Consider the following 26,123-nt stretch of genomic DNA (forward strand, 5'->3'; position numbering starts at 1 on the left):
ATGATTATGCTTTCGTTAAAAATTGAAGGTATGCTAGGGTGTAATTATATTCATAAACTGTTTGTAAGTATTCCAATTGTTTTTGGGAATACAGTGTTTCTGATTGCAATAATTCGGTTGCTTTTTCAAGTCCTTGAGCAAAGCGATTCGTCCGTATTCGTAGTGATTCTTCCGATTGTTGCATTGCTAATTTTGTAAGTTTCAATTTATTTTCGACATCACTAAACATACGTTGTGCTTTTTCAAGTTCCATTTGGCTTTTTGAAATGTATTGACGGTAATGTAGTTCAGCTTTATCATATTCAGCTTTACTTTTTTGTGATTTACCAATGCGCTTACTTCCATCTAAAATGTTCCAACTCAATTGTGCTCCTATAAGATAACCCTTTGCATCCGCTTGGAACATTTTATCATCATATAACTCATAACTTCCAAAGGCATTCAGTCTGGGGAGAAAGGCCATGTTATCTGCTTGGTGTGCTTTTTTATAGGCTTTTGTTGCTAATTCCATCGCTTGAATATCTGTACGGTTCTTTGGTAGTGAACTTTCAATTTCATTTAAAGAAGTTGTTGCAATTAAATCATCGGAAGGAATTAGGATGGTCTTGTTATCTTCATCCATTAAAAACTGAAGATAATCGGAAGCGTTTTTTACATTACTTTTGGCATACAATAATTGATTTTGTATATCCGTTACTCTAACTTCTACCGCTAGTACATCAGCTTTTTGAAGATAACCTTGTTTGAAACTATCATCCGCCATTTTTTTATTCGCTAGAGCAGTTTCATAGGCTTTTTCCAATACATTTATTGCTTTATATGCCAATTGTAATTGCATATAGGACTCTTCCACCTTTAAAACCATATAGTCTTTAGTACGTTGGCCTTGAAGTTGGACGGCTTCCATTTTATTTTTAGCCGCTTGACGTTGAAGCACACCATCTATGTTTAAAAGCGGTTGTTGTACTTCTAATTTAGTTGCAAAATTGGTAATACGTTCAGGATTGTTGAGCAAATCAGGGTTGAAATCACTTTGAGAAATGATTTCTTGATTCAGTTTTGACCCAAATGCCATTAATGGATTAGTTGTTGTGTATCCCGTATGTGATAGGGTGATATTTGGCAGAAACACTGCGTTAGATTGGCGGTAGTCTGCTCGTGATTGGATAAAATCTTGTTCGGTCATACGAATTTCGATGTTGTTTTCCATTACTTTTAAAAGCACTTCTGCTTTTGAAATAGTAATGGTTTCCTGTGCAGAGACAAGACCTGTCATCAGTACTAAAAACAACAATAAATAATTTGTTTTTCGTTTCATCTTTTTTCAAATTGGTGAAGCAAAGGTACTTTTCGTACAAAGGCTAGTCAGTAACCTATGTTACCAATGAAAGGAAGATGAGAAGTATAAAAAAAGCGGGAATAAATCCCGCCGTTGTTAGGTGTTAGTTTTAAGGAGCTTGCTTTGGTCTAGAAAGCAAGTGTGTTTTCATCGGAAATAGGAGGGTAACCTAAATCACGGAGTTTGTTGATAACACCACCATACTGGTTCAGCGTGTGGTAGTCAAAACTAATTGACGAGTTTTCCTGATCTACTGCCACATCTGTAATGCCTTTAAGTTGAGAAACTGCCTTCATAATGGTGTTTACACAACCGCCGCATTTTATGTTTTTAACTTTTAATTCTGTTTTCATGAATGCTGCAATATGATACGTTGGTACTATTCAATACTTTTGGTAAAAGTAAGTTTAGCTTGACTTAGAAAAAATGACAAAAGTCATGATACCAAAAAAGGATGCTAAACGGCATCCTTTTTCTTGCTGATATTGTAGTAAATATATTATTTCAAAGTACTAGGGCATACATAATCTGTAACTTCAATCCCTGTATTTTTAATGGCAGCAAATCCTCCAGCAACGTCAACAAAATTGTGAATTCCTCTACTTTTAAGAATAGAGGCGGCTATGACAGAACGGTAACCTCCTGCACAATGTATATAGAAAGTATCGTTTTTTGGAAAGGATGCCAGGTGGTCGTTAATGTAATCCAATGGCGTTAAATGAGCGCTTTGTACATGTTCAGATAGATATTCACCTTCTTTACGTACATCAAAGACAGGTATGGATTGCTGTTTTAATAATTTTTCAAAGGTCGTTGCTGGAATGGATGTGATTGTGTCATATTCACGACCTTCTTTCTTCCATTCTTCGAACCCACCTTTAAGGTACCCCAATGTTTGGTCAAAACCAACTCTGGAAAGACGAGTTACTACCTCCTCTTCTCTGCCTTCTGGAGTTATTAAAAGGAGGGGTTGTTTTGTGTCCATAATTAATGAACCTACCCATGGAGCAAAAGTGCCATCTATACCTATAAATATAGAACGAGGAATATGTCCTTGTATGTATTCATTTTGATGGCGTACATCCAGTACCAAAGCATCTGTCTCATTTGCAATGGCTTCGAATTCTGCGGGACTTAAAGCTTTGGTGCCGCGCTCCAACACTACATCAATATCGTCGTATCCTTCTTTGTTCATTTGAACATTTAGAGGGAAGTAGGAAGGCGGGGGAAGTAAACCATCGGTTACTTCTTTAATAAATTCTTCCTCCGTCATATCTGCTCTAAGAGCGTAGTTCATTTTTTTCTGGTTTCCTAGGGTGTCAACAGTTTCTTTCATCATGTTTTTTCCACATGCGGAACCGGCACCGTGAGCAGGATATACTATAACATCATCAGCTAAAGGCATAATTTTGGTTCTTAAACTGTTAAAAAGTATGCCGGCAAGTTGCTCTTGTGTCATATCCGCTGCTTTTTGGGCTAAATCTGGGCGTCCCACATCACCTAAAAAAAGAGTGTCCCCGCTAAAGATTGCATGGTCATTTCCTTGTTCATCACGAAGCAGATATGTTGTACTTTCCATCGTATGCCCAGGAGTATGTAGTGCAATTATGGTTATATCTCCCAGTTTAAATTCTTGGCCGTCTTTAGCAACAATGGCCTCGAAGGAAGGATTTGCTGTTGGGCCATATATGATAGGGGCACCGGTAGCTTTTGACAGAGTCACATGTCCACTAACAAAATCAGCATGGAAGTGAGTTTCAAAAATGTATTTGATTTTAGCTTTGTCTTTGCTTGCGCGATCTATATAAGGTTGTATTTCACGTAATGGATCAATAATGGCTACTTCACCATTACTTTCTATATAATAGGCGCCTTGCGCTAGACAACCGGTATAAATTTGTTCAATATGCATTTTGTATATTTTTTTAACTAGTTTATTCTTATAAAATTACAAATCATTTTTGAGCTTACCATAGTTCTTTTATGAGGATGTAAATACCCATTAGTAGTACAAACCATCCAAATCCTTTTTTTAGCTTTTTAGGGGGTATAAAATTGGTTAGATAACTTCCTATGAATATTCCGACAACTGCAATAGCAGAAAAAAGGAGTAAAAAATTCCAATCAATATCTAGGGTGGCAACATCTCCCATGAATCCAATTAGTGAATTTATAGAAATAATAAGTAGTGATGTTGCTACTGCCTTCTTCATAGGTAATTTAGCAAATAATACTAAGGCAGGTATAATGAGAAATCCACCACCAGCTCCAACAAGTCCAGCAATAACTCCAACTAAAATACCTTCAAGAAATAGGATATGGTATTGATATGAAGTAACTTGTGTGATTATATTTTCTCTTTTATTAGTAAGCATAGAAATTGAAGTAATAAGCATTACAATTGCAAAGAACACCATTATGGCAATGTCCTTAGTAACTTCATATGATCCAATGTAGAATAAGGAATTTGGAATTGTAGGAATCACAAACCTACGCATAAGGTATACCACAACGAAAGCAGGGAATGCAAATACAACCCCTACTTTTATTTCAACTAGCTTTTTACGCATATTGATTAATGCTCCCGTAAGTGATGATGTCCCTACAACAAAAAGTGAATAGCCAGTGGCAGTTACTGGGTTAATGTGAAGTAAATATACCAATATGGGAACAGTAAGAATGGATCCACCACCACCAATTAGCCCTAGAATAATCCCAATAAAAAAAGCACCAATATACCCTAAAAGCAAATTAATATCCATGATGAGGTTGTTCCTGATTGTGGTGCAAAAGTACCCAATAGTTTTGTAGTGGGTGGTAACTTGGGTTACAAATCTATTACTTTAATACTATTTCTAAATAATTGGATTTTACCTTGGTTTTCTAACTTTTTAAGTAACCTTGAAACTACAACCCTTGAAGTATGTAGATCATTGGCAATATCCTGATGTGTGCTATTAATCACATCATCATTGGTTACCATTGCTTTATCTCTCAAATGCTTAAGTAAACGTTCGTCCATTTTCATAAAGGCGATTGAATCGATAGTTTGCATCATTTCCATGAGCCTAGAATGATAGCTTTCCAATATGAAGTTTCGCCAGCTACGATATTTGGTCATCCATTCCTCCATTTTCTGTATGGGAATCATGATAAGTTTAGCTGGTGTTTCAGAAATTGCTCTTATTTCACTTTTTTTCTGTCCTAGGCAACAGGATAAAGTCATAGCGCATGTATCTCCTCTCTCAAGAAAATACAAGAGTAATTCGTCACCATTTTCATCTTCACGAAGTATTTTAATAGCACCACTTACCAATAAAGGCATACTCTTAATATATTCTCCAATTTCGATAAGCTTGAATCCTTCTGGGACTTCTTTAAAGGTGCCTACTTGATTTATTTCTTGAAGCAACTCTTCTTCAAATAAGTAGCCGTAGTTTTGAATTAATTCTTCTATCATGGCTCTAAATTACAAATTATATCTAATGCTGAAAGAATGTAAACTAGTAAGAAAATACTAAAAAAAAGACCACACTTTTCGGTGTGGTCTTTTAACCCTATTTATTTAAAGGCTGAATGGCCAGTAATGTCCATTCCCGTTATAAGGAGATGGATATCATGAGTGCCTTCATAAGTTATTACACTTTCAAGGTTCATCATATGACGCATTATACTATATTCTCCTGTGATTCCCATCCCTCCTAATATCTGTCTAGCATCACGAGCAATGGTAATTGCCATTTCTACATTATTTCGTTTGGCCATTGAAATTTGAGCAGATGTGGCTTTTCCTTCATTTCGTAAAACACCTAAACGCCAAGCAAGCAATTGGGCTTTGGTAATTTCAGTAATCATTTCTGCTAGTTTTTTCTGTTGAAGTTGGGTGGCGGCTATAGGTTTGTCAAACTGTATTCGCTCTTTAGCATATCTGAGTGCTGTATCGTAGCAATCCATTGCTGCGCCGATGGCACCCCAAGCTATCCCATAACGAGCAGAATCAAGGCAGCCGAGTGGTGCACCTAGGCCACTTTTTCCTGGTAGAAGATTTTCTTTTGGAACCTTAACATTGTCAAAGATTAATTCACCTGTTGCAGAGGCACGTAGTGACCATTTATTATGAGTTTCAGGTGTTGAGAATCCCTCCATGCCTCGTTCAACAATAAGACCGTGTATACGGCCTTCCTCATTCTTAGCCCATACCACTGCAATATCTGCAAAAGGAGCATTAGATATCCAAAGTTTGGCCCCATTTAGTAGGTAGTGATCGCCTTTGTCCTTGAAATTGGTTACCATTCCTGATGGGTTGGAACCAAAGTCAGGTTCTGTAAGACCAAAACATCCCATATATTCCCCTGAGGCTAGTTTAGGGAGGTATTTTTTACGTTGTTCCTCACTACCATATTTAAAAATAGGGTACATTACAAGTGATGATTGGACTGATGCAGTGGAACGGACTCCACTATCCCCGCGTTCAATTTCTTGCATGATAAGTCCATAGGCTATTTGGTCAAGTCCCGCGCCACCGTATTCTTCCGGTATATATGGTCCAAAGGCGCCAATTTCAGCAAGTCCGTTTATGATTTGTTTTGGGAATTCCGCCTTTTGAGCATAGTTTTCTATAATAGGGGAAATTTCTCTTTTAACCCAAGAACGAGCAGCATCACGAACAAGTTTGTGTTCTTCGGTTAAGAGTTCGTCCAGTTGGTAATAATCAGGAGCTTCAAATAAGTCAGGTTTCATAATGGTGGTATTAAGTTAACAAATGTATTAACAAAATATAACAAAACAACCTTGTATTGTTAAATTTTAATTAAAATTCATATAGTTTGGATTGGGCTTGTCACTCATGTAGAATGTAAGCGTTCCTCCTTTTAAAATATCTTCATGAGTAATAAATGGTTTTTTCAGTGGTATTCCATCGTGTTCTATATGTGAAACGAATACATTTTGAGCACTCTGATTTTTAGTTTCTATTACGAATGTTTTTTCATTAGCTAATTGGATCTGAGCAACTTCAATAGATGGACTTCCGATTGCATATGTGGTTGAACCTGGAGCAACGGGATAGAATCCAAGGCTGCTGAAAATATACCATGCACTCATTTGTCCAAAATCATCGTTGCCACCTAAGCCATCTGGAGTTGACTTATACATTTCTGTTAGTACTTTTCTTATTTTGTCATGAGATTTAAAAGCTTGATGTGTCCAATTATACAAGTATAGTACATGATGAGATGGCTCGTTGCCATGTACATAGTTTCCAATAATACCCTCTCTTGAAATATCTTCTGTTTTTTCAAAGTACTTATCTGGTAATTCCATAGAAAAGAGAGAGTCCAATCGCGAAACAAATCGCTCTTCACCACCCATTAGTTCAATTAGCTTTTTTGGATGATGTGGGACATATAAACTATAATTCCAAGCATTTCCTTCTATAAATCCTTGCCCATGTGTGTCTAAGGGGTCGAATTTCTCTTTAAATTCTCCATTACTTAGTCTAGGACGCATAAATCCTGAGGTGCTATCGTACACATTTTTATAGTTTTCCGCTCTTTGCTTGAACATATTGTATATCTCCATATTGCCAAGCTTTTTTGCCGCCTGGGAAATTGCCCAATCATCATAGGAGTATTCTAAAGTTTTAGATACGGAAGATCCATTAAGGTCTTCTGGTACATAACCTAGATCCATATAGTTCCCTAGGCCATCATAGTATTTTGTTTGTGCAGTTTGTACGCAGGCGGCTAGTGCTTCATGCGCTTCTTTACCAGTTAATATTTCTTTTACAATGGCGTCTGCAATTACAGAAACACTATGATATCCAATCATACACCAATTCTCATTAGCATAATGTGACCATATAGGTAGCATGTGATGTACACTTTGGTAGTAATGAGCCATCATAGATCGAATCATATCACGATTTCGATCAGGTTGTAGAATGTTGAAAAGTGGATGTAAGGCTCTGTAGGTGTCCCAAAGAGAGAAGCTAGTATAATTGGTAAAACCATTAGCAGAGTGAACGTTCATATCCAATCCTCTATATTGTTGATCAACATCCATGTATTCAGTTGGTCCTAAAAATGCGTGATACATGGAAGTGTAAAAGTTTACTTTAGTATCTTCGGAGGCGACTATTTGAACTTTAGATAATTCTGTGTTCCATTTTTCCTGACCTTCTTTTTTAATACGATCAAAATCCCAATGAGGGATCTCTGCTTGCATGTTTTTTAAAGCCCCCTGGGTGCTTACTGGTGAGATGGAGAATTTTATTAGTAGTGGTTTATCTTCCTTAGTTTCAAAATCAAAGTAGGCACGAACTTTTTCACCAGCCATTTCAGGAAAGTTTTTACTTTCATCAAATTTTCTCCAAAAGCCTTTATAGGGGGTTTTGTCATATTTTGCATGTCCATATTGGGTGATAGGTTGGCTAAAAGACATAGCAAAATATACGGTTCTAGTACGCGCCCATCCATTAGTTTGTCTATATCCAGTTACAAGGGTATCGTTTTCTACTCGTACAAAAGTCCATACATTTTTTTCGTCATAATTATAAATGCCTGACATCAAATCAAGTATTAGGTGTGATTCTTTTGTCTTTGGAAATGTGTATCGATGCATACCCACCCTAGTTGTTGCAGTTAGTTCAGCCTTAATATTGTAATCGTCCAAATCTACTTTGTAATAAGCAGGCTCTGCCTTTTCGGTTTTATGTGAAAATCGTGACCGGTATCCCATTTCGGGATTTGACTCAGTTCCTGGATTTAGCTTAAGAGAACCAGTGGTGGGCATAAGTAAAAAGTCACCTAAATCTGAATGACCTGTTCCGCTAAAGTGTGTGTGGCTAAAACCAACAATTGTAGTATCATCATATTGGTAACCGGCACAATATTTATAAACCTCTGGATTGTATTTACCATCTACGGCATAAGGTATGGTGTCAGTATCTGGACTTAACTGTATACTTCCGAATGGAACTGTAGCACCTGGATATGTGTGTCCCATCTTATCAGTTCCTATCATGGGGTCGACATACTGAATAAGTTTAGCAGGTGTTATAATTGCCTTAGTAGGCTTTGATTGGTTATTACAACTGACTAATACTATTGACAGAAGGAATATTCTACTAATACTATAAATACAGAATTTTATTAGCTTCATTTTTTCAGTTTTAGTGGTTAGGTAAATATATCGAAAAAATGAAAGCTACCCGTGTAAGGAGGTTTACATCTTTAAATAGAATTCTTTGGTAAGATTAATGTAATCTTCCGTATACTGGTGTCTACCTTTTTCTATCGTAAGTTCAGATATTAAAGGAGAGGAATGTCTAAAACTAAACTCCATCAAACTCCGTTTGAATTCAGAATTGAGAGTTCCTTTTACGTGAGTTATTCGTTTAGGGAATAGTTGAAAACGAGCTGCTATTTCCGAAAATTTAACTTCTTCTTTAAAAGGGATTATAACCGCAAATGTGCCTTCTTCATGTAGAAGTTCCGCGACGGAGGCCAGTAGCTCGTGGAATGGCAGTGAAAAAGACATTCTAGCCATATCGCGTGCATCATTGCCGCTAGTGACTGTTTCAGAATAAAATGGGGGGTTGGAAACTATTAGATCATATTGATCTTCAATTTCATCTACAAATTCATCCAGACCTGCATGATAACAGAATAAACGATCATTCCAAATGGATTGCTCAAAATTTGCAACACATTGTTCATAGGCTTCAGCATCAATTTCAATTGCATCAATGATAGTTGCTTGACTACGTTGGGCAAGCATTAATGATATAAGACCGGTTCCAGCACCAATATCAAGTATGGCATAAGGGTTATCTTCTAAAGAAGTCCAGGCACCCAATAGTACTCCGTCTGTGCCAACTTTCATAGCGCATTTATCCTGTTGAATACTGAACTGTTTAAATCGAAATGGTGTATTCATACTTATCGGTTTAAGACGACCTACAAGAATTTAGTGTGGCTAATCTATATATAGGTCGATGAGGCCTTCAGGTAGGTCCATGACTATTTTTTGATTCTCCCTATCCACTTTTAAGATGAAATGGTCATTCATGGGTATAAGAATTTCCGTTCCATCTCTATCAACTTCAAAAAGTGCTTGTGCTGTACTGTCATTTATGGCAGTAATGGTTCCTATACTACCTTTTTGATGATCTTCAATAGAAAATCCAATTACCTCATGAAAGTAGAATTTATTACCACTAAGTTTAGGCAGGAACTCTAAAGGTAGGTAAAGTTCGGTCTTCATTATAGCTTCAGCATCGGCTTCGGTATCAACTTCTTCGAATTTTATACGAAGGAGATCAGATTTATGGAGGCTGCTCTGTTCAATAAAAAATGGAACCAGATTCCTGCCCAAGGCAAGAAATACTGATTCCATATTTTCGTAAAGAGCGGGTTCGTCAGTGTCAAGTTTCACCAAAACCTCCCCCTTAAAACTAAATTTTGATACAATTTTACCGAGATAGAAGCAATCTTCTTTTCTCATAGAATTGATTAAGCTTCAGTTTCGTTGTTTTCTTCAGCAACAGGAGCTTCAGTCTCTTCAGCAACAGTTTCAGCTACTTCCTCAGCAGCTTGTGCTTCTACTGCAGCGGCTTTACGCTTTTCGTTTACTTCTTTCTCAGCCTCTAATGCTTTTGCTCTTGCGTCAGCTTTGGCTTGCGCTAGGTTGCTCTCTTTAGAAGTGATTTTGTTGTCTTTCTCATTCAACCAAGTGTTGAATTTAGCATCAGCTTGCTCTTGCGTAAGAGCTCCTTTGTTAACACCACCTTGCAAGTGATGCTTCATTAAAGCACCCTTGTAAGACAAAATACGACGAGCTGTTTCAGTAGGTTGGGCTCCATTTTGTAGCCATTTTACTGAACTGTCTACGTTCAAGTCAATCTGTGCTGGATTGGTGTTAGGATTGTAAGTTCCAAGTTTTTCAAGGAATTTACCATCTCTTTTAGCGCGCGAGTCGGCAGCTACTACCCAGTAAAAAGGTTTTCCTTTTTTACCGTGTCTTTGTAATCTAATTTTTACTGGCATAATGCATTAATTAGGTGGGTACGCGTACCCTATTATTAATTTGTCATACTTCCCTGGAAGGAAAGCGGGTGCAAATATACGTTATTTTCAACAAGTTGTAGGTGATTATGGGATATTTTTAATACTAATAGAGAGCAAAAATTAACTAGATTTATAATTTCTCTACTAATAAATAAGATTAAACTAAGAGCTTTATTGCAAGATGTAAAAGCCTATTTTGGGAACTAAAAGATTTGATGATCATTTAAAATAAGAAAAAGGTCTTGGGTGTCATTTATTTATGAGGTATAATTGCAGGGAACAATACTCATACGATTATTGAAATCTTTTCCTTTTGGAAATTTGTTTTAATGTTTGATGTGAATGGCTCTGCAATTTTTTTGTCAATAAATTATTATGAGCTAAGCAAGTTAAAAACAACGAAATTTACCAAAAGGCATAAAGAATTTACCTGAATTGTATAACTTCAAATTATCCAAAAATTACCTCTTTTAAAACTTGGATTAGATGCAGATCCTGTAAATATTTATTTTGCATTTCCAATAGAGTTTAAATTGAATCCTTAGTAGTTTTTTAAAATTATACCACTATGTTTTTGAGCACTTGGTGCTTTGGTGTTGATTGCTAAAAACTATTAAAAGTCATGCCGATAGTTTCTATTAGAAATTCATGTGAAAGTGGAGTAATTTCTTAAAAAGTTGTAATTTTCCTGTCCGTTTTACTATGCTCATGAGAAATTACGTCTTTTTGATACTTCTTTTTCTATTTTCTTCTTGTGAATGGATGCCAGGTAGCGTTCCAACCCAGGAGGCTATGGTAGCCAAACAACTTGCAGCAATAGATATGAATGAAGTAGAGAAATACCCTCTATTTGATCACTGCGACGAAACAGCCTCTAGGATAACACAGAAAAAATGTTTTGAGGAAACCCTCTCCAGACTTTTTTGGGAGGCCTTTCAATCAGAATCTTTTCTTGTTAAGGAACCCATAAGCGACACAATTTATGCCTACTTTATAGTAACTAATGAGGGGAAAATAGTGTATGATAAAATGGAATCAAATGCTTATATAAATACTTATTTTCCTTCTTTGGATAGTCTACTTAAGGTTAAATCCGAGGTATTTCCTGTAATTCATCCTGCTCTTAAACAAGGTATAAAGGTGGCCTCAAAATGTAAGTTACCAATTGTTATTAGTTCTGAATAGTGTTATTTTCTGTAATGCCATTTTTTCAAGTAGACTGAGATTCCATATGTGAAGAAAATTTGATGTTTACTAATTCCTGAAATGAATGATAAATATTGCCAACTCAAGAGTGTCGGTTTAATTGATTAGTTTTGTCAAAATAACACATTATTCAGATTTTTTTGAAGACAGAAAAAATCATATTAGGAATTGATCCCGGAACAACTATTATGGGTTTTGGACTTATAAAGGTTGTAGGGAATCAGATGCATTTTGTGCAACTTAATGAGTTGCAACTTCAAAAGTATGATGACCATTATTTAAAACTTAAAATTATTTTTGAACGGACTATAGAACTTATAGAAACTTACCATCCTGATGAAATAGCTATTGAAGCTCCTTTCTTTGGAAAGAATGTTCAATCCATGTTAAAATTAGGAAGAGCTCAGGGTGTTGCAATGGCCGCAGGCCTTTCGCGACAAATTCCAATTACAGAATACGAGCCAAAAAAAATAAAAATGGCTATCACTGGAAATGGAAATGCTAGTAAAGAACAAGTTGCTAAAATGCTTCAACAATTACTTCATTTGAAGGAACTGCCTAAAAATCTGGACTCAACAGATGGTCTAGCGGCAGCAGTATGTCATTTTTTTAATTCAGGGAAAAGTAAATCAGGAAAGATGTACAACAGCTGGGCTAGTTTTGTAAAACAAAATGAAGACAAGGTTCAAAAACGATAGGAATCATTATGGCGGGTATCTATATTCATATTCCCTTTTGTAAGCAAGCATGCCACTATTGTGATTTTCATTTTTCAACCTCTTTGAAGAAGAAGGATGATATGATTAATGCGTTGATTGGTGAACTTACATTGAGAAATGTCGAAATTAATCATACAATCGAAACTATTTATTTTGGAGGCGGTACACCTAGTATTTTAACCAATGCTGACATTATTAGACTTCTTGATACTATTTATGAGTTATATGAAGTCAGTGAAAATCCTGAGATTACTTTAGAAGCCAATCCTGACGATCTTAGTCCAGAACGAATCAAATTACTAGCTCAAACACCAATCAATAGGCTAAGTATTGGAATACAATCTTTTTTTGATGAGGATCTTGTTATGATGAATAGGGCTCATTCAGCTAAAGAAGCACAGGAGTGTTTATCCGAAGCTGTGCGTTATTTTGATAATATCACTTTAGATCTAATATACGGTATACCCGGTATGGATGAGCAAAAATGGATGCGGAATATTCAAATTGCATTATCCTATAACATACCTCATATTTCTAGTTATGCCTTAACTGTAGAGCCTAAAACGGCTTTACATTCACTAATAAGTAGAGGATTAGTAGCCTCGGTGGATGAAGCTATGGCACAGAAACATTTTGAAATCCTTGTAGATGTATTGGAATCTGCTGGTTTTAAGCATTATGAGTTTTCTAATTTTGGGAAGGAGGGATATTTTAGCAGGAATAATACAGCTTATTGGTTGGGTACATTATACCTTGGAATAGGGCCATCAGCACATAGTTATGATGGAAAAACAAGGAGCTGGAATGTTGCTAATAACAGTAAATATATTAATAGTATTCGAGAAGGTATTATACCATCACAAATTGAAAACCTAACATTGGAAGACCGGTATAATGAATATATTATGACGGGTTTACGTACAATGTGGGGAGTGTCTTTAAAATATGTAGAACAAACATTTGGTACTTCTTTAAGCACCTATGCTTTAGCGATGGCAGAAAAACATATTCTCAATGGATTAATCAAAACAGAAAAGAACGCAGAAATGGGTGTCATACTACGAGTAACTTCGAAAGGAAAATTTCTAAGTGATGGGTTGGCATCTGATTTGTTCTGGGTCTCGTGATTGGAATTCGTTTGTAACCACCTTTTATGGAATGCCAAGCCGTTTTCTTTGCGTACATTTACCTATAAAATTACTACATTATGAAAGCGATTATTCAACATGAAGGAAAAACTTTCTCGGTTAATCTTAATGAGGCTATAGATATATCAATTCCAATGGTTGGTCGATCAACCAATGTTAATGCATGGTATGCTACACATCCTGTTATTGAACCAGTTGTTGATGAAGATTTTGTTATTAGTGTGACCAATGGATCTTCAGTTAATTTTAATAGAATTGAATTCATTCCTCATGCACATGGCACTCACACGGAATGTGTTGGTCATATAACCGAAGATGTTTTTTCAATCAATCAACATTTAAAACAGTTTTTTTTCATTGCCGAAGTTATTACGGTTGCCCCTGGTAGATTGGAGGATGATTATGTAATTTCAAGGAAACAAGTTGAAATGCTTTTGAAGGGTAAGCGACCTGAAGCCCTTGTGATTAGAACAATTCCTAATACCCTTGAAAAATGTGCAATGCAATATTCTCATACAAATCCACCTTACTTAGCTGGTGAAGCCGCAAAGTATCTATGCGATATTGGAGTAAAACATTTGTTAATTGATTTGCCTTCAATTGATAAAGAAAAGGATGAGGGAAGGTTAGAAGCACATAATGCTTTTTGGAATACACAAGGAAAGGTAAGGATGGAGGCTACCATTACTGAGTTTATTTTTGTTCCTAATTCAGTAACTGATGGAAGTTATCTTCTGAATCTTCAAATAGCTCCTTTTGAGAATGATGCTTCACCAAGCAAACCAATATTGTATAAAATTGAGACTACTGATAAATCATCTGATTAAATGAAGGGAATAATAAAAATAGAAGAAGCTTCCATGCTAGTACTAGCCATTATTGCTTTTTCCCAAATGGAGTTAAGTTGGTGGTGGTTTGTAGGCTTATTTCTGACTCCAGATATTGGAATGTTTGGGTATGTGTTTAATTCAAAAGTTGGAGCATGGTCATATAACTTTTTTCATCTTAGAGGGTTGGCTATTCTTTTGTATCTTGTAGGATTATGGATGGATCAATGGTATGTTGCTTTAGGGGGGATTGTTTTGTTTGGTCATATCGCGTTTGATCGAATGTTGGGCTATGGACTTAAGTTTCAAGATGCCTTTACAAATACTCATTTGGGAACCATTGGGAAGGAAAAAAATCGATAAATGGAAATATTGTTGTTGGTAATTTTTAGTTTGTTTTCGGGTGCTTTTGCTATGTATTTCGTGGTAAAGTTCTACCATAAGTTTCAATTAAAAAGTAATACTGAAAAGCAATCTGTGGTGTTGATTGAAAAAATTAAGAAGGTATGCAAGTTGGTTGTAATAGAGGGAGAATTTGCTGAAATATATGATCACAGGCATGATCAGGGATATTTTTTCGGATTACTAATCAGTAAAAAGAAGGCACTAGTAAAAGTTAGAGCAATGGTGCACATTGGGTTTGATTTACAAAAACTTAAAATGAATGTTCATCTGGCTTCAAAGACAATTATTTTATCATCGTTTCCTCAACCAGAGGTGATTAGTCTGGAAAGTGATATTGAGTTTTATGATGTAAAGGACGGCTTTTTGAATAAATTTAAGCCAGATGATTTTTCCCAGGTAAATAAACAGGCAAAGCAATTTGTTATGGATAAAATTCCTGAGAGCAGCTTAATGGGGACAGCTAGAAAGGAGGCTTTAGAAACACTGCAAATTATTCAAGGATTGGTAGAAACCATTGGTTGGAAATTAGATATTTCCACTATTGAATTACCTTTAAATAAAACAACAGAATTATCGCAATTTTAAGACATGTTCTGAGTATGGATATTCAACAACTTTACGAAATCTGTTTACAGAAAAAGGGAGTAACAGAGCACTTTCCTTTTGATCAAGATACTTTAGTGTTCAAAGTAATGGGAAAAGTGTTTGCATTAACTTCTCTATTGGGCTGGGAGCAAGGAAATCCTTCAATAAATTTGAAATGCAATCCTGAATGGGCTGAAGAATTAAGAATTACCTATGACTCGGTCAATCCAGGATATCATATGAGTAAGAAATACTGGAACACAATCAAACTTTCTAATGGAGAGATTTCCAATGAATTTCTTTTAAAACTTTTAGATCACTCCTATGATGAGGTTGTTAAAGGACTTAGTAAAAAATTACAACAAGAATTAGCTACCCTGTGAATCTCTGTAAGCAGAAGGAGTGGTGTCTTTATAGTGCCTAAATTTTCTGTTAAAATGAGATAGGTTGTTAAAACCGCATTGCTCCGCTATTAGCTGGATAGGTAAATCAGGATAACGGAGTAATGTATCGGCTGCATGATGTATTCGGACTTCAGTTAAAAAGTCAAAAAAAGTACGATTAGTCCTGTTTTTAAAGTATTTACAAAATGCAGTTTTGGTCATATTGGCAGTAGTAACTGCGTCTTCTAATGATAATTTCTTATGGAAGTTAGTTAGAATAAGATCCATAATTTCACTCATACGTTTTCCTTCATGTTCGCTCAAAATTTGAGTGAAAAGGCCAGTAGTTAAAAGCTTTTTAGAATTAACTGACAATAGTTTTATTAATTCAAGGAAAAGAATTAACCGATCATATTCTGAAGCAGATTGCATTTTGTAAAAAATGGAAACTAGATCATCTGTCCGGATTGTTGGTTGGAAGCCATAAGTAGCAGCCTCAAAAAACGCATGAGTTTTTTGTAACTCAGAAAGATTAAAGAAGGTTTCACCAAATGAACTAGGAGAAAAAAAAATGGAAAACATGTTAGATATTTCACCATTTCTGTAAATACTTCTAAAAACATGAGGTTGCCAGCTCCCTATAACAAAGACACTACCTTGTTTGTAGGGATGAACTGTATCACTTATTAACAAGGTGCCTTCTCCCTTTATAATACAGCTAATTTGTATTTCTTCATGTTGATGAAGTTTGTCATAAAATAATGTGGAGGAGTCTTCCTGAAAAAGAATTGCATTATGCTGAGTTTTTGGTATTTTAAATGGTAACGCCTTCATAGATGGTAAATTCTATTTAAAATTAACTAAAATAACAATTCTTGGATAATATAGTATTAGTAATGGATAATCTACTATGATTTGTTACATCAGCTGCATTGTATTTTTGGAATAAATATTTGAAACTATGGAAACTATTTGGAAAGGAGTAATGCCTGCAGTAACTACTAAATTTACTGCTGATGATCTATTAGATATTAAAATGTTTACGCATAACATTCAGGCACAACTGAATGCAGGTGTGTCCGGAGTAGTGCTCGGAGGTACTTTAGGTGAGGCAAGTACACTTTCCCTGCAAGAAAAGAGCACTTTGGTAAAATCTGCAGTTGAGATATGTAATGGTAAAGTACCTGTTATCTTAAATATTGCTGAGCAATCTACAAAGGGTGCAGTCCAAGCTGTAAAGCAAGCAGAGGAAGATGGAGCTAGTGGATTAATGGTACTTCCTCCAATGCGATATTACGCAACCTCAAGGGAAACTGTGGCGTATTTTTCTGAAATAGCCAGTAACACCAACCTTCCAATAATGATATATAACAACCCCGTTGATTACAAAATTGAAATAACAATGGAGATGTTTGAAGAGCTTCTAAAGTTTTCTAACATCCAGGCCGTTAAAGAATCAACTAGAGATGTTACCAACGTAACACGTTTAATTAATCGATTTGGTAATCGACTACAAATACTTACGGGTGTGGATACAATTGCCTTGGAAAGTATGCTACTTGGTGCTCATGGATGGGTGGCCGGTTTAGTCTGTGCTTTTCCTTTAGAGACGGTGAAACTCTATCAATTAGCAACTCAAGGTCGTATAGAAGAGGCTACTCAATTGTATAGGTGGTTTATGCCATTATTGGAGTTGGATATTACTCCCCAATTAGTGCAAAATATTAAATTGGCAGAAGTGGCGACAGGTTTGGGGACTGAATATGTAAGAGCACCACGATTATCATTAGAAGGAGAGGCCAGAAGCCATGTAATGAAAATAATTGATGAGGCACTCGCATCACGTCCTTTTATATCTATGTAATCTGTCTTAATCTTAAAAATTTGTACCTTAACTAGGAAAATTAATTCATATGATTACCGATAACTTTATAGGAAATAACCGTTCATCTGAGGGGAATAAATTGTTTAAAACATTTAATCCTGTAAGTAATGAAATGAATCCTTGGGAATTTGTAGAGGCGACAGAGGCTGAAGTAGAACGTGCCATGGTCTTGGCATCAGATGCATTTCTTAGCTACAGTAAATTGGATGGAAAAACCAAAGCCACCTTTTTAAGAACTATAGCCAAGGAAATTGAAAACCTTGGGGATTTACTACTAAACACATACATGGCAGAGTCAGGGCTACCTCGTGGACGTGCAGAAGGAGAGCGTACAAGGACCCTATTTCAACTACACAGTTTTGCAGATATGCTGGAAGAAGGTAGTTGGGTAGAGGCTACAATAGATACAGCCCTGCCTTTAAGGCAGCCAGTTCCAAAGGTGGATATACGTAAATGTCTAATGCCAATAGGTCCAATAGTTGTTTTTGGATCAAGTAACTTTCCTTTGGCATACTCCACAGCAGGAGGTGATACTGCTTCTGCATTAGCAGCAGGTTGCCCGGTGGTGGTGAAAAGCCATCCTATGCATGCTGGAACAGGTGCATTAGTAGCGTCTGCAGTTATTAAATCGATAGAATTATTAGGTTTACCCAATGGAGTTTTTTCCAACCTTAATAGTAGCAGTATTGAAATTGGTAAACAGCTAGCGATTCATCCAGGAGTAAAGGGAATTGGTTTTACGGGTAGTGTTAAGGGAGGTCGCACCCTATATAATTTGGCAGCCCAACGCAAGGAACCAATACCTGTATTTGCAGAGATGGGAAGTATAAATCCAGTCGTCTTATTTCCGGAGGAATTGAAGCGGCAAGGAGACAGTTGGGCTTTAACCTACGCAGATTCCATGCTCTTGGGAGTTGGACAGTTCTGTACTAATCCTGGATTATTTATTGCTGTCAAAGGGAAGGAATTGGATAATTTTTCTCAATTATTAAAGAAGACATTGGAGACTAATAAGGCTGGAACTATGTTGCATCCACAAATTCATGCTAATTTTACTAAAGGGAAGGAGTTTATGCTTCAAAATGTAGGTGTCGTCCCTTTAGTTAACATATCAGAAGGGCTATTGCCACAACAAGCTGGCCAAGCCTTATTAGCTGTTTCTGGAGAGACGTTTTTAAAGAATCCCTTATTGCATCATGAAGTTTTTGGACCATTTTCAATTATTGTGGAATGTAATGACAATGACCAAATGTTAGAAGTACTTGCTAATCTTGAGGGGCAACTTACAGGAACAATTATTGCAACTCAGCAAGAGTTGCAAAACCATATGAATATTGTGCAAGTACTACAGCAAAAGGTAGGCAGGCTTATTTTCAATGGAGTGCCGACTGGGGTTGAGGTTTGCCCTTCCATGATGCATGGTGGGCCTTATCCAGCAAGTTCGGATGCTCGTTTCACCGCAGTAGGGATTCACTCTGTAAAGAGATGGGTTCGTCCGGTTTCATATCAGAATTGGCCGGATAAGTTGTTACCATTGGCTATACAAAACGACAACTCACTTAGCATAGAGCGTACAGTGAACAATGAAAAAACAAGAAATTCTATTCTATAAATAATGGCTCGGAATACCTTTTTCTGTATAGATGCACATACCTGTGGAAATCCAGTGAGAGTAGTTGCTGGAGGAGCTCCTTTTTTAGAAGGAAAAACAATGAGTGAAAAGCGACAGTTTTTTTTAATGCATTATGATTGGATCCGAAAAGGATTGATGTTTGAACCCAGGGGACATGACATGATGAGTGGAAGTATGCTTTATCCTCCTACTAATTCCGAGAATGATTTTGGAATTCTTTTTATAGAAACAAGTGGTTGTTTACCCATGTGTGGACATGGAACTATAGGAACAATTACGGTTGCTATAGAAGAAGGATTGATAACGCCTAAAATTCCTGGTCGAATTAGGATGGAAGCTCCTGCTGGTTTAGTAGAAATTAAGTATCAACAAGTAGGAAATAAGGTAACTGGTGTTTGTCTTACTAATGTCCCGTCTTATCTTGCAGCTTCTGGTTGTAAAGTTAATTGCCCTGGTATGGGTGAACTGTCATTTGATGTGTCCTACGGAGGTAACTTTTACGCTATCATTGATCCTCAGCAAGGTTTTGCAGGAATTCAAGATTATACAGCTTCTCAACTTATTACAATGAGTGCTGCCCTACGCAAAGAAATTAATGAAAGATATCCTGATAATTTCGTCCACCCACTGGATTCAACTATAAGGGGTGTGTCTCATATTTTGTGGACAGGTGATACATTGAGTTCGGATGCTACAGCTCGAAATGCAGTATTTTATGGTGATAAGGCTATTGATCGCTCTCCTTGTGGGACAGGAACTTCTGCACGAATGGCTCAATGGTACTCCAATGGAAAATTAAAGCAAGGAGAAGATTTCATACATGAGAGTTATATTGGAAGTCGATTCAAAGGACGTATTGAAAAAGTAACTACCTTAGACAATAAGGAGGCGATAGTTCCTAGCATAGAAGGTTGGGCCAAGGTATATGGATACAATACTATTATCATAGACTCTGAAGATGACCCTTACGCATATGGTTTTCAGGTAATTTAATATCAAATGAGTAAACACATAGTTATTGTCGGTGGAGGAATTATTGGGCTTAGTACAGCCTATTACCTTCAGAAAGAAGGGTGTCAAGTGACTGTTATTGATAAAACAAATATGGATGCTGGAGCGTCATATGTTAATGCGGGATATGTGTCGCCTAGTCATATAATTCCATTAGCAGCTCCAGGAGTGGTTGCGCAAGGATTAAAGTGGATGTTTAATTCATCAAGTCCTTTTTATATGAAACCTCGATGGGATATAGATTTTTTTAAATGGTTGTGGTTTTTTCAAAAATCTGCTAATCCAAATAAAGTAAAGTATGCTATTCCCATAATTAAGGATATTACTTTATTTAGTAGAGAATTATATCAAGATATATACAATTCTGGAGATTTAGGGGTATTTCAATGGGAGCGAAAAGGAATTTTGATGATGTATAAAACGGATGTAGCGGGAGAAGAGGAAATTCATACCTCAAAGCTTGCAAAAGGAGAAGGCCTTGAAGTAAATGAATTAAATCTGCAACAATTAAAAAAGATTGAGCCTAAGGTAGCTGATTCCGTTAAAGGAGCTGTTCATTATGAATGTGATGTACACACTACGCCAAATGAATTCATGGAAAAATTAAAGGCATATTTAATTAAAAATGGAGTAATAATTCACATCAATGAAGAGGTGGTTGATTTTGAAATTGGCATGGATTCAATTTCTCAAATAATAACAACAAAAGGTACTTACTATCCAGATGAAGTAGTTTTAACTGCTGGGGCATGGAGCTCTGAAATTGTAAAGAAACTTAGGCTACGGTTATCTATGCAGGCAGGTAAAGGATATCGTATAAATGTTCCAAGTCCAACAGGTATTAATTATCCAGCAATTTTACTAGAAAAAAGAGTAGCAATTACTCCAATGAATACATTTACTCGTTTTGCGGGAACTATGGAGTTGTCAGGGATTAATCATAAAATTCACAAAGAACGTGTGGATGCAATAGCAACAGCTTCAGAGTCCTATTATGATAATTTACATATACCACAAGCAGCTAAGGATGATGCACAATGTGGTTTGAGGCCTGTTTCACCTGATGGTTTACCCTATATTGGAAAGGTAGCCCCGTACCATAATTTGTATATTGGTGCTGGTCATGCAATGATGGGGTGGAGCATGGGACCAGGCACAGGAAAACTTATTTCGCAGTTAATTTGTAAGCAACCTTTAGCAATGAATATGGAAGGATTTAACCCCAATAGAAAATTTTAATATTATATCTTAAACTATTAAGATAATTGCATATCTTTGTAAGATACTCGAATACAGTTATTTGCACAGCTCCTTTTTTTATTTGTCGGGATTACATTTGCTCCAAATTTTTTAGTCGCGTTTCTATTACTAACACAAATACTAACTAAATCATTTGGAACTATGGAAGTAAAAATCCCCCGGCTAATGATAGCCATCGTTATTTCAGTTTTCATGACCCTTGAAGTTTTTGGTCAAGAGATGTACCAGCCTGTGTATATTTCAGTGCAAAAAATGCATTGGAATATGGATAAAAAGGATTTTAAAATGGAAGATTGGGTTGCTATGGAGAAAGAATTTCTCGATAAAGTGATCCAAAAAAATGATCTTATTATTGCATCAAATGTTTTACTTCATAGTATGACCCCTGACAATACAGAACTACTTTATGTAACAGTATATAACTCATGGGATGCTATTGAAAAGGCAGCAGATAAGAATGGAGAATTAATTAGGGCAGCTTGGCCTGATGTAGAGAAAAGAAGAGCTTTTTTCACTAATAGACGGTCCTATTATGACAGATCGCATTCTGATGAGATTTTTATGTCTTATCCTGGAGCAAAATCCTTGAAAAAGGAAGACGGAAAGCGATATTACTTTTATGTTCGTAAAAATTATATGGCCTTTCCTGAAGGAGGTAGTGCTGATGAATTTGACTCCCTTAGTAAAGAGTATATTGAAAATGTTTTCCATAAAAATAATCTAATTAAGGCCTATTATCCTCATGTTCACTTATATGGAACTAATAGTAGAGATTTTATTGAGGTCTTTGTGGTAGAGTCAATGGCTGATTTAGAGAAAATGTTTGAATCTAATGACAAACTTTACAAGGAGCATTGGCCTGATGAAGCTAAAAGAAAGGACATGGAAGCTAAAATGGAAAAATATTTTCTTCCTAATCACTCTGATTATTTATACAGGTTGGTTCCCGAATTATCTAAAGGTTAGTTTTAAAAGGACTGTTGAGTCAGTTCTTGGATTTCTTTCTGATGAAGAATATTTGACGTACTTTTGACATCAACTTATTTACATTGAAATGTCTGTACTAAATAGCTTGCAAGAAAGAAGTAAAGATACCTGCGAATTATGTGGGGCAACGGAAAACCTTATGGTATACACAGTTCCTCCTGCGTTACATGAAAGTGTCGATAACAGTTTAATGGCATGTGCAACTTGTGTACATCAAATTAATAATCCTGATGCTACCGAGGTTAACCATTGGAGATGTCTAAATGATAGTATGTGGAGTGAAGCTCAGAGTGTTAAAATTGTAGCTTGGCGAATGCTTACTCGTTTACGGTCTGAAGGTTGGCCACAAGATTTATTAGATATGATGTATCTCGATGATGAAATGTTGTCATTGGCACGTGCTACTGGAGAAGGAGAAGAAGCTGCTCCGAAGCATCTAGATAGTAATGGAGCAGAATTAACTGCTGGAGATAGTGTTGTTTTAATTAAGGATCTGGATGTTAAAGGAAGTAGTCTTACAGCAAAGCGGGGTACAACAGTACGTAACATCCGATTGGATCATACGAATCAAGAGTATATTGAGGGTAAGGTAGATGGTCAACACATTGTAATCCTTACTAAATACGTTAAGAAGGCCTAAAAATTATAATTCTAAAATAAAGCATGCGTAACGCATGCTTTATTTTAGTTTTCTGATATGGTTTTTCGTTGTTGGTTATAGAAAGCATCAGCTTGAATTTGAAGTAATTCTCTAGCTTTTTTGCGTTTGTAATTGTATAATTCTTCTTCTTGGGTTATATCTTCGTATATTTTATCATTAATAATTGCATCTGTGGCACTTAGTATATTTCGCTGTGTCGCTTTTTGAGCTGTCCAAGAGATTACGGATTCCTCTTCATCTTGTACTCGTATATCGTAGATTCCTTTTGGAGAAAGTAATTTTGCAATAATGGGTGCTGTTTCAATTGCTAGGAATAGTAAAAAGATGAAGAAAGAGGGAAGCCATGGTAATTTGTCTAATGCATTAATTCTTGCCATGAGTCCATCAAAATTATCAATGATTGGTTGGGTTTCATTTACTTTAATTTGGTAGGCCTTATGTAAAGCTGCTAATTCTTCTTCTTTTTCTATTATTTTTATGTTATTTGAAGTCCTTAGTTCTTGTAACTCGGCTAACATGGTATCATGCTTTTGCCTTTTTTCTTGATATACTGGACCTTTTCCTAATTTTAAAGTTCCACTTGTCCCTTCTGCTTCTTCAATAAATGTTTGGTACAAACTTTCAACTTGTTGCTCTTTCAAGGCCACCTCATTTTTTAGATGCGCTATTTCTAAAGTTCTCCTTTCAATTTCGGGTGCAAATTGTTTTGCTAGTAAGTCTTTGTTAGCTAATGTTAGATTATTTTTCTCCTCTAAAAGTACTCTGTTTACTTCCTTTTCGAAAATCTTTAACTCAAGAGGCTTAGAGATAACTATAGCGATTAATATAGCCAATAGAAATCTAGGAATTGCTTGCAGTAATTCAGAATAAAAGTGATCTCTTTTTTTAATGGTAGAAACAATAAATCTATCCAGATTAAATATTAGTAAACCCCATATAATTCCAAAAAATATAGCATAGTATAAATTGTTAAATATTGTAAATAAGGCGTACGTGGCTGCAATAAATGCCATAACTGCAGTAAAAAATACAGTACCTCCTATACCTGCTTGCTTTATTTGTTCAGATTTGGGACATTGATTTAAAATATCTGTATCCGCCCCAGAGCACATCCAGAAAAAACGCTGTAACATTTGAATTGGTTTTGAGATTGATGATGTCTATATAACGCTTTTTTTATCAGAATGTTACAGCTTTTATTAGTTTACTTTTTAAAATTGTTGTTTTAATTAAATTTAACAACCTATTTTATCAGGAAAATCCGAAGGGAATTGAATGACAGTTGGAATTGGTAAGCCTTCATTTGTGACAGGATTTCCATAAGTATCGTAATACTGTGTTAAGTTGTTTTTGGTGATGTAAAAAAATGTTTTTCCATTTATGACATGGGTTCCTCTTTTTTCTGTGTCCGTTTTTTGAGTCTCGTTTTTGGATTCCATTCCAATGGATTTCTTATAAGTAATAATATCAATCTTTGTGGCTCCATGATCTCTTAGCATTGTTTTAATATCTGCCAGGTGTTTCATTGCCGTTTCTGGATTCACAGTAATTTGCGTAGTAAATGACTCTTTTAATTTCCGCAGTTTAATTACTTTTTGAAACTCCTCAATGGAATATTTTGTATTATTATTTTGTATCATGCCTTCCGCACTAATGCTGATACTCAAGTCGTAATTGCTTTGAGTTTTAATGTAGTCATGCTTTTTTAGTTGACTTTTGGTATAAGCTTGTGCTTCTACTTTATAACTAAGTGAATATACAAGTAAAGCGAATAGAGGTAAAAGTGGTAGGACTTTACTCCATTTGGTAAACGTCGAGGTTCTTTTTTTCATAATTTTTATTCTTTTTAAAATAGATGATTCATTAAGACTACTTGTTAAGGGGATACTTCGTATTGATGAGAATGATAATAGTAGGTTTTGATAAAGTAATAAAGGTGTATTCCTTAATACGGCTGAGTCTGCAATAAATTCATGTGTTAATTTTAGTGCTTTTTTTGTAAGATATAGTCCAGGATGGAACCATAGAAAAATAAGAAGAATTTCTATAAAAAGAATATCCCAACTATGTTTTTCCTTTACATGAGTTCGTTCATGAATGAAAACTGCTTCATGGAAAGTTCCTGATTCAAATTGGTTTTTAGAGACAAAAATGTAATTTAAAAAAGAGAAAGGAATTGTTTTTTCAGGCATTAATATTAAAGTTTCTCCTTGGTATGTAATTTGTGTATTGTCTTTGATTTTTCTGTATATAGATTGTAAGTTCCGAATGAACCTTATAAAGACAATTGAAGTTATGAGTAGATAAATAATCATTAAATAAAGTTCCCAATTGAAGTTTTCCGTTTGGATACTGGTTCCTTTTGTTAATGTGTTTGGTATTGTTTGGGATACTGATGACAGAGCTATTTCTTGAATTTTAGATACTTTGGTGATTTCTATTGGGATTATTGGAATTATAAACGAAACAACAATGGAGGCCAATAGATATATTCGGTTAAAGCGGTGCATAGCTTCATGTTGAAGGATGTATTTATGGAATACAGTTAATACTAGTAAACAGATGATTGATTTTAATAAAAATATGGCCATTATTTCCTATGATTTAATTGTGCATCTATTACTTCTCTAATCGATTCTAATTCTCTTTCTGATAGTTGAGTTTCTTCCGTGAAAAAGGAGGCGAACTGTGCCGGTGAATTATTGAAAAAGTTTTTGATTAATCCTTTTATGTGCGACCCAAAATATGACTCTTTACTTATCAGGGGGTAATATTCACGCGCCTTTCCATGTGTTTTGTAGGTAATTATATGTTTCTCTTGCATCCGTTTTAATAGTGTAGCTATAGTTGTTAGTGCAGGTTTGGGATCAGGATAGGCATCTAATAAATCTTTCATGTAGGCCTTTTTTCGTTCCCAGATATAATTCATCAATTCTTCTTCGGCTCGTGATAATTTCATTTTTATCTTGGTTTTTATTTTTCTACAAATGTAGAATAAATTTTTTA

At 35.7% G+C, this 26,123-nt stretch carries 27 protein-coding genes; 13 read left to right on the plus strand and 14 right to left on the minus strand.

The window, feature by feature from the left end; genetic code table 11:
* Positions 1–4: 4 nt before the first annotated feature.
* The 10 genes from PT603_RS12525 to PT603_RS12570 all read right to left on the minus strand — a co-directional run bounded on the left by PT603_RS12525 (position 5) and on the right by PT603_RS12570 (position 10,386).
* Complete coding sequence (locus PT603_RS12525; RefSeq protein ID WP_008237440.1) at positions 5–1,318, minus strand: TolC family protein; 1,314 nt, start codon at positions 1,316–1,318, stop codon at positions 5–7.
* 149 nt (positions 1,319–1,467) lie between these two features.
* Positions 1,468–1,692, minus strand: a complete 225-nt coding sequence (locus PT603_RS12530; protein ID WP_008237443.1) for a heavy-metal-associated domain-containing protein — start codon at positions 1,690–1,692, stop codon at positions 1,468–1,470.
* A gap of 146 nt (positions 1,693–1,838) precedes the next feature.
* Entirely contained in the window at positions 1,839–3,251 is a 1,413-nt protein-coding gene (locus tag PT603_RS12535; protein ID WP_008237445.1) for an MBL fold metallo-hydrolase, read from the minus strand.
* A gap of 55 nt (positions 3,252–3,306) precedes the next feature.
* The gene (locus PT603_RS12540) at positions 3,307–4,101 is read right to left on the minus strand and encodes a sulfite exporter TauE/SafE family protein (protein WP_008237446.1); all 795 of its coding nucleotides are present in this window, start codon (positions 4,099–4,101) and stop codon (positions 3,307–3,309) included.
* 65 nt (positions 4,102–4,166) lie between these two features.
* Positions 4,167–4,799, minus strand: coding sequence for a Crp/Fnr family transcriptional regulator (locus tag PT603_RS12545; protein WP_008237448.1), 633 nt, complete (start codon positions 4,797–4,799; stop codon positions 4,167–4,169).
* A 101-nt stretch (positions 4,800–4,900) separates the two neighbouring features.
* On the minus strand, positions 4,901–6,079 hold the full coding sequence (locus PT603_RS12550; RefSeq protein WP_008237454.1) for an acyl-CoA dehydrogenase family protein: 1,179 nt from the start codon (positions 6,077–6,079) through the stop codon (positions 4,901–4,903).
* Between the two features lie 66 nt (positions 6,080–6,145).
* Complete coding sequence (locus PT603_RS12555; protein ID WP_081483477.1) at positions 6,146–8,500, minus strand: GH92 family glycosyl hydrolase; 2,355 nt, start codon at positions 8,498–8,500, stop codon at positions 6,146–6,148.
* Between the two features lie 63 nt (positions 8,501–8,563).
* A complete protein-coding gene (locus PT603_RS12560) occupies positions 8,564–9,277 on the minus strand; it encodes a tRNA1(Val) (adenine(37)-N6)-methyltransferase (protein ID WP_008237463.1) in 714 nt (237 codons plus the stop codon).
* A 39-nt stretch (positions 9,278–9,316) separates the two neighbouring features.
* Positions 9,317–9,844, minus strand: a complete 528-nt coding sequence (gene rimM, locus PT603_RS12565; protein WP_008237464.1) for a ribosome maturation factor RimM — start codon at positions 9,842–9,844, stop codon at positions 9,317–9,319.
* A gap of 8 nt (positions 9,845–9,852) precedes the next feature.
* Positions 9,853–10,386 carry a 30S ribosomal protein S16 gene (locus PT603_RS12570; protein ID WP_008237465.1) on the minus strand — a complete coding sequence of 178 codons (534 nt, stop codon included), beginning with the start codon at positions 10,384–10,386 and terminating at the stop codon, positions 9,853–9,855.
* Positions 10,387–11,115: 729 nt separating this feature from the next.
* Here PT603_RS12570 and PT603_RS12575 point away from each other — a divergent pair.
* From PT603_RS12575 to PT603_RS12605, 7 genes are all read left to right on the plus strand, one after another.
* Positions 11,116–11,592, plus strand: coding sequence for a hypothetical protein (locus PT603_RS12575; RefSeq protein ID WP_155805521.1), 477 nt, complete (start codon positions 11,116–11,118; stop codon positions 11,590–11,592).
* Between the two features lie 161 nt (positions 11,593–11,753).
* Positions 11,754–12,311 (plus strand): crossover junction endodeoxyribonuclease RuvC, encoded by a 558-nt coding sequence (ruvC, locus tag PT603_RS12580; protein WP_008237467.1) that lies wholly within the window; start codon positions 11,754–11,756, stop codon positions 12,309–12,311.
* An 8-nt stretch (positions 12,312–12,319) separates the two neighbouring features.
* Positions 12,320–13,459 carry a radical SAM family heme chaperone HemW gene (gene hemW / locus PT603_RS12585; protein ID WP_008237468.1) on the plus strand — a complete coding sequence of 380 codons (1,140 nt, stop codon included), beginning with the start codon at positions 12,320–12,322 and terminating at the stop codon, positions 13,457–13,459.
* A gap of 80 nt (positions 13,460–13,539) precedes the next feature.
* Complete coding sequence (locus PT603_RS12590; protein ID WP_008237469.1) at positions 13,540–14,307, plus strand: cyclase family protein; 768 nt, start codon at positions 13,540–13,542, stop codon at positions 14,305–14,307.
* Entirely contained in the window at positions 14,308–14,670 is a 363-nt protein-coding gene (locus tag PT603_RS12595; protein ID WP_008237470.1) for a DUF4260 domain-containing protein, read from the plus strand.
* On the plus strand, positions 14,671–15,297 hold the full coding sequence (locus PT603_RS12600; RefSeq protein ID WP_008237471.1) for a DUF4230 domain-containing protein: 627 nt from the start codon (positions 14,671–14,673) through the stop codon (positions 15,295–15,297).
* A 14-nt stretch (positions 15,298–15,311) separates the two neighbouring features.
* Complete coding sequence (locus tag PT603_RS12605; RefSeq protein WP_008237472.1) at positions 15,312–15,680, plus strand: MmcQ/YjbR family DNA-binding protein; 369 nt, start codon at positions 15,312–15,314, stop codon at positions 15,678–15,680.
* On the opposite strand, the gene PT603_RS12610 is transcribed toward PT603_RS12605, so the two are convergent.
* Positions 15,666–16,514 (minus strand): AraC family transcriptional regulator, encoded by an 849-nt coding sequence (locus tag PT603_RS12610; protein WP_008237474.1) that lies wholly within the window; start codon positions 16,512–16,514, stop codon positions 15,666–15,668. The two genes, PT603_RS12605 and PT603_RS12610, sit on opposite strands and share 15 nt — an antisense overlap.
* A 127-nt stretch (positions 16,515–16,641) precedes the next feature.
* Here PT603_RS12610 and PT603_RS12615 point away from each other — a divergent pair, with 127 nt between their 5' ends.
* From PT603_RS12615 to PT603_RS12640, 6 genes are all read left to right on the plus strand, one after another.
* On the plus strand, positions 16,642–17,544 hold the full coding sequence (locus PT603_RS12615) for a dihydrodipicolinate synthase family protein (protein ID WP_008237476.1): 903 nt from the start codon (positions 16,642–16,644) through the stop codon (positions 17,542–17,544).
* A gap of 49 nt (positions 17,545–17,593) precedes the next feature.
* Positions 17,594–19,177 carry an aldehyde dehydrogenase (NADP(+)) gene (locus PT603_RS12620; protein WP_008237478.1) on the plus strand — a complete coding sequence of 528 codons (1,584 nt, stop codon included), beginning with the start codon at positions 17,594–17,596 and terminating at the stop codon, positions 19,175–19,177.
* A gap of 3 nt (positions 19,178–19,180) precedes the next feature.
* A complete protein-coding gene (locus PT603_RS12625) occupies positions 19,181–20,191 on the plus strand; it encodes a 4-hydroxyproline epimerase (protein ID WP_008237480.1) in 1,011 nt (336 codons plus the stop codon).
* Between the two features lie 6 nt (positions 20,192–20,197).
* Positions 20,198–21,448, plus strand: coding sequence for an NAD(P)/FAD-dependent oxidoreductase (locus PT603_RS12630; protein WP_008237483.1), 1,251 nt, complete (start codon positions 20,198–20,200; stop codon positions 21,446–21,448).
* Between the two features lie 162 nt (positions 21,449–21,610).
* On the plus strand, positions 21,611–22,435 hold the full coding sequence (locus tag PT603_RS12635; protein ID WP_155805523.1) for a hypothetical protein: 825 nt from the start codon (positions 21,611–21,613) through the stop codon (positions 22,433–22,435).
* 88 nt (positions 22,436–22,523) lie between these two features.
* Complete coding sequence (locus PT603_RS12640; protein WP_008237492.1) at positions 22,524–23,096, plus strand: PhnA domain-containing protein; 573 nt, start codon at positions 22,524–22,526, stop codon at positions 23,094–23,096.
* Between the two features lie 44 nt (positions 23,097–23,140).
* On the opposite strand, the gene PT603_RS12645 is transcribed toward PT603_RS12640, so the two are convergent.
* From PT603_RS12645 to PT603_RS12655, 3 genes are all read right to left on the minus strand, one after another.
* The gene (locus PT603_RS12645) at positions 23,141–24,250 is read right to left on the minus strand and encodes a DUF4407 domain-containing protein (protein ID WP_008237493.1); all 1,110 of its coding nucleotides are present in this window, start codon (positions 24,248–24,250) and stop codon (positions 23,141–23,143) included.
* A 102-nt stretch (positions 24,251–24,352) separates the two neighbouring features.
* Positions 24,353–25,708 carry a M56 family metallopeptidase gene (locus PT603_RS12650; RefSeq protein ID WP_008237494.1) on the minus strand — a complete coding sequence of 452 codons (1,356 nt, stop codon included), beginning with the start codon at positions 25,706–25,708 and terminating at the stop codon, positions 24,353–24,355.
* A complete protein-coding gene (locus tag PT603_RS12655; protein WP_008237495.1) occupies positions 25,708–26,076 on the minus strand; it encodes a BlaI/MecI/CopY family transcriptional regulator in 369 nt (122 codons plus the stop codon). The genes PT603_RS12650 and PT603_RS12655 overlap by 1 nt, the downstream gene beginning before the upstream one ends.
* Between the last annotated feature and the right edge of the window lie 47 nt (positions 26,077–26,123).

This window comes from Imtechella halotolerans (assembly GCF_028743515.2).
GTDB lineage: Bacteria > Bacteroidota > Bacteroidia > Flavobacteriales > Flavobacteriaceae > Imtechella > Imtechella halotolerans.

What these genes read in the sequence shown, in the direction of transcription:
- PT603_RS12650 (WP_008237494.1), bottom strand. Translation starts at nt 25,708, where the DNA reads ATGGCCATATTTTTATTAAAATCAATCATCTGTTTACTAGTATTAACT.
- rimM (WP_008237464.1), bottom strand. Translation starts at nt 9,844, where the DNA reads ATGAGAAAAGAAGATTGCTTCTATCTCGGTAAAATTGTATCAAAATTT.
- PT603_RS12605 (WP_008237472.1), top strand. Translation starts at nt 15,312, where the DNA reads ATGGATATTCAACAACTTTACGAAATCTGTTTACAGAAAAAGGGAGTA.
- PT603_RS12545 (WP_008237448.1), bottom strand. Translation starts at nt 4,799, where the DNA reads ATGATAGAAGAATTAATTCAAAACTACGGCTACTTATTTGAAGAAGAG.
- PT603_RS12590 (WP_008237469.1), top strand. Translation starts at nt 13,540, where the DNA reads ATGAAAGCGATTATTCAACATGAAGGAAAAACTTTCTCGGTTAATCTT.
- PT603_RS12540 (WP_008237446.1), bottom strand. Translation starts at nt 4,101, where the DNA reads ATGGATATTAATTTGCTTTTAGGGTATATTGGTGCTTTTTTTATTGGG.
- PT603_RS12570 (WP_008237465.1), bottom strand. Translation starts at nt 10,386, where the DNA reads ATGCCAGTAAAAATTAGATTACAAAGACACGGTAAAAAAGGAAAACCT.
- PT603_RS12630 (WP_008237483.1), top strand. Translation starts at nt 20,198, where the DNA reads ATGAGTAAACACATAGTTATTGTCGGTGGAGGAATTATTGGGCTTAGT.
- PT603_RS12625 (WP_008237480.1), top strand. Translation starts at nt 19,181, where the DNA reads ATGGCTCGGAATACCTTTTTCTGTATAGATGCACATACCTGTGGAAAT.
- PT603_RS12635 (WP_155805523.1), top strand. Translation starts at nt 21,611, where the DNA reads ATGGAAGTAAAAATCCCCCGGCTAATGATAGCCATCGTTATTTCAGTT.
- PT603_RS12535 (WP_008237445.1), bottom strand. Translation starts at nt 3,251, where the DNA reads ATGCATATTGAACAAATTTATACCGGTTGTCTAGCGCAAGGCGCCTAT.
- PT603_RS12595 (WP_008237470.1), top strand. Translation starts at nt 14,308, where the DNA reads ATGAAGGGAATAATAAAAATAGAAGAAGCTTCCATGCTAGTACTAGCC.
- PT603_RS12550 (WP_008237454.1), bottom strand. Translation starts at nt 6,079, where the DNA reads ATGAAACCTGACTTATTTGAAGCTCCTGATTATTACCAACTGGACGAA.
- PT603_RS12575 (WP_155805521.1), top strand. Translation starts at nt 11,116, where the DNA reads ATGAGAAATTACGTCTTTTTGATACTTCTTTTTCTATTTTCTTCTTGT.
- PT603_RS12560 (WP_008237463.1), bottom strand. Translation starts at nt 9,277, where the DNA reads ATGAATACACCATTTCGATTTAAACAGTTCAGTATTCAACAGGATAAA.
- hemW (WP_008237468.1), top strand. Translation starts at nt 12,320, where the DNA reads ATGGCGGGTATCTATATTCATATTCCCTTTTGTAAGCAAGCATGCCAC.
- PT603_RS12655 (WP_008237495.1), bottom strand. Translation starts at nt 26,076, where the DNA reads ATGAAATTATCACGAGCCGAAGAAGAATTGATGAATTATATCTGGGAA.
- PT603_RS12525 (WP_008237440.1), bottom strand. Translation starts at nt 1,318, where the DNA reads ATGAAACGAAAAACAAATTATTTATTGTTGTTTTTAGTACTGATGACA.
- PT603_RS12640 (WP_008237492.1), top strand. Translation starts at nt 22,524, where the DNA reads ATGTCTGTACTAAATAGCTTGCAAGAAAGAAGTAAAGATACCTGCGAA.
- PT603_RS12530 (WP_008237443.1), bottom strand. Translation starts at nt 1,692, where the DNA reads ATGAAAACAGAATTAAAAGTTAAAAACATAAAATGCGGCGGTTGTGTA.
- PT603_RS12610 (WP_008237474.1), bottom strand. Translation starts at nt 16,514, where the DNA reads ATGAAGGCGTTACCATTTAAAATACCAAAAACTCAGCATAATGCAATT.
- PT603_RS12600 (WP_008237471.1), top strand. Translation starts at nt 14,671, where the DNA reads ATGGAAATATTGTTGTTGGTAATTTTTAGTTTGTTTTCGGGTGCTTTT.
- PT603_RS12620 (WP_008237478.1), top strand. Translation starts at nt 17,594, where the DNA reads ATGATTACCGATAACTTTATAGGAAATAACCGTTCATCTGAGGGGAAT.
- PT603_RS12555 (WP_081483477.1), bottom strand. Translation starts at nt 8,500, where the DNA reads ATGAAGCTAATAAAATTCTGTATTTATAGTATTAGTAGAATATTCCTT.
- PT603_RS12615 (WP_008237476.1), top strand. Translation starts at nt 16,642, where the DNA reads ATGGAAACTATTTGGAAAGGAGTAATGCCTGCAGTAACTACTAAATTT.
- PT603_RS12645 (WP_008237493.1), bottom strand. Translation starts at nt 24,250, where the DNA reads ATGTTACAGCGTTTTTTCTGGATGTGCTCTGGGGCGGATACAGATATT.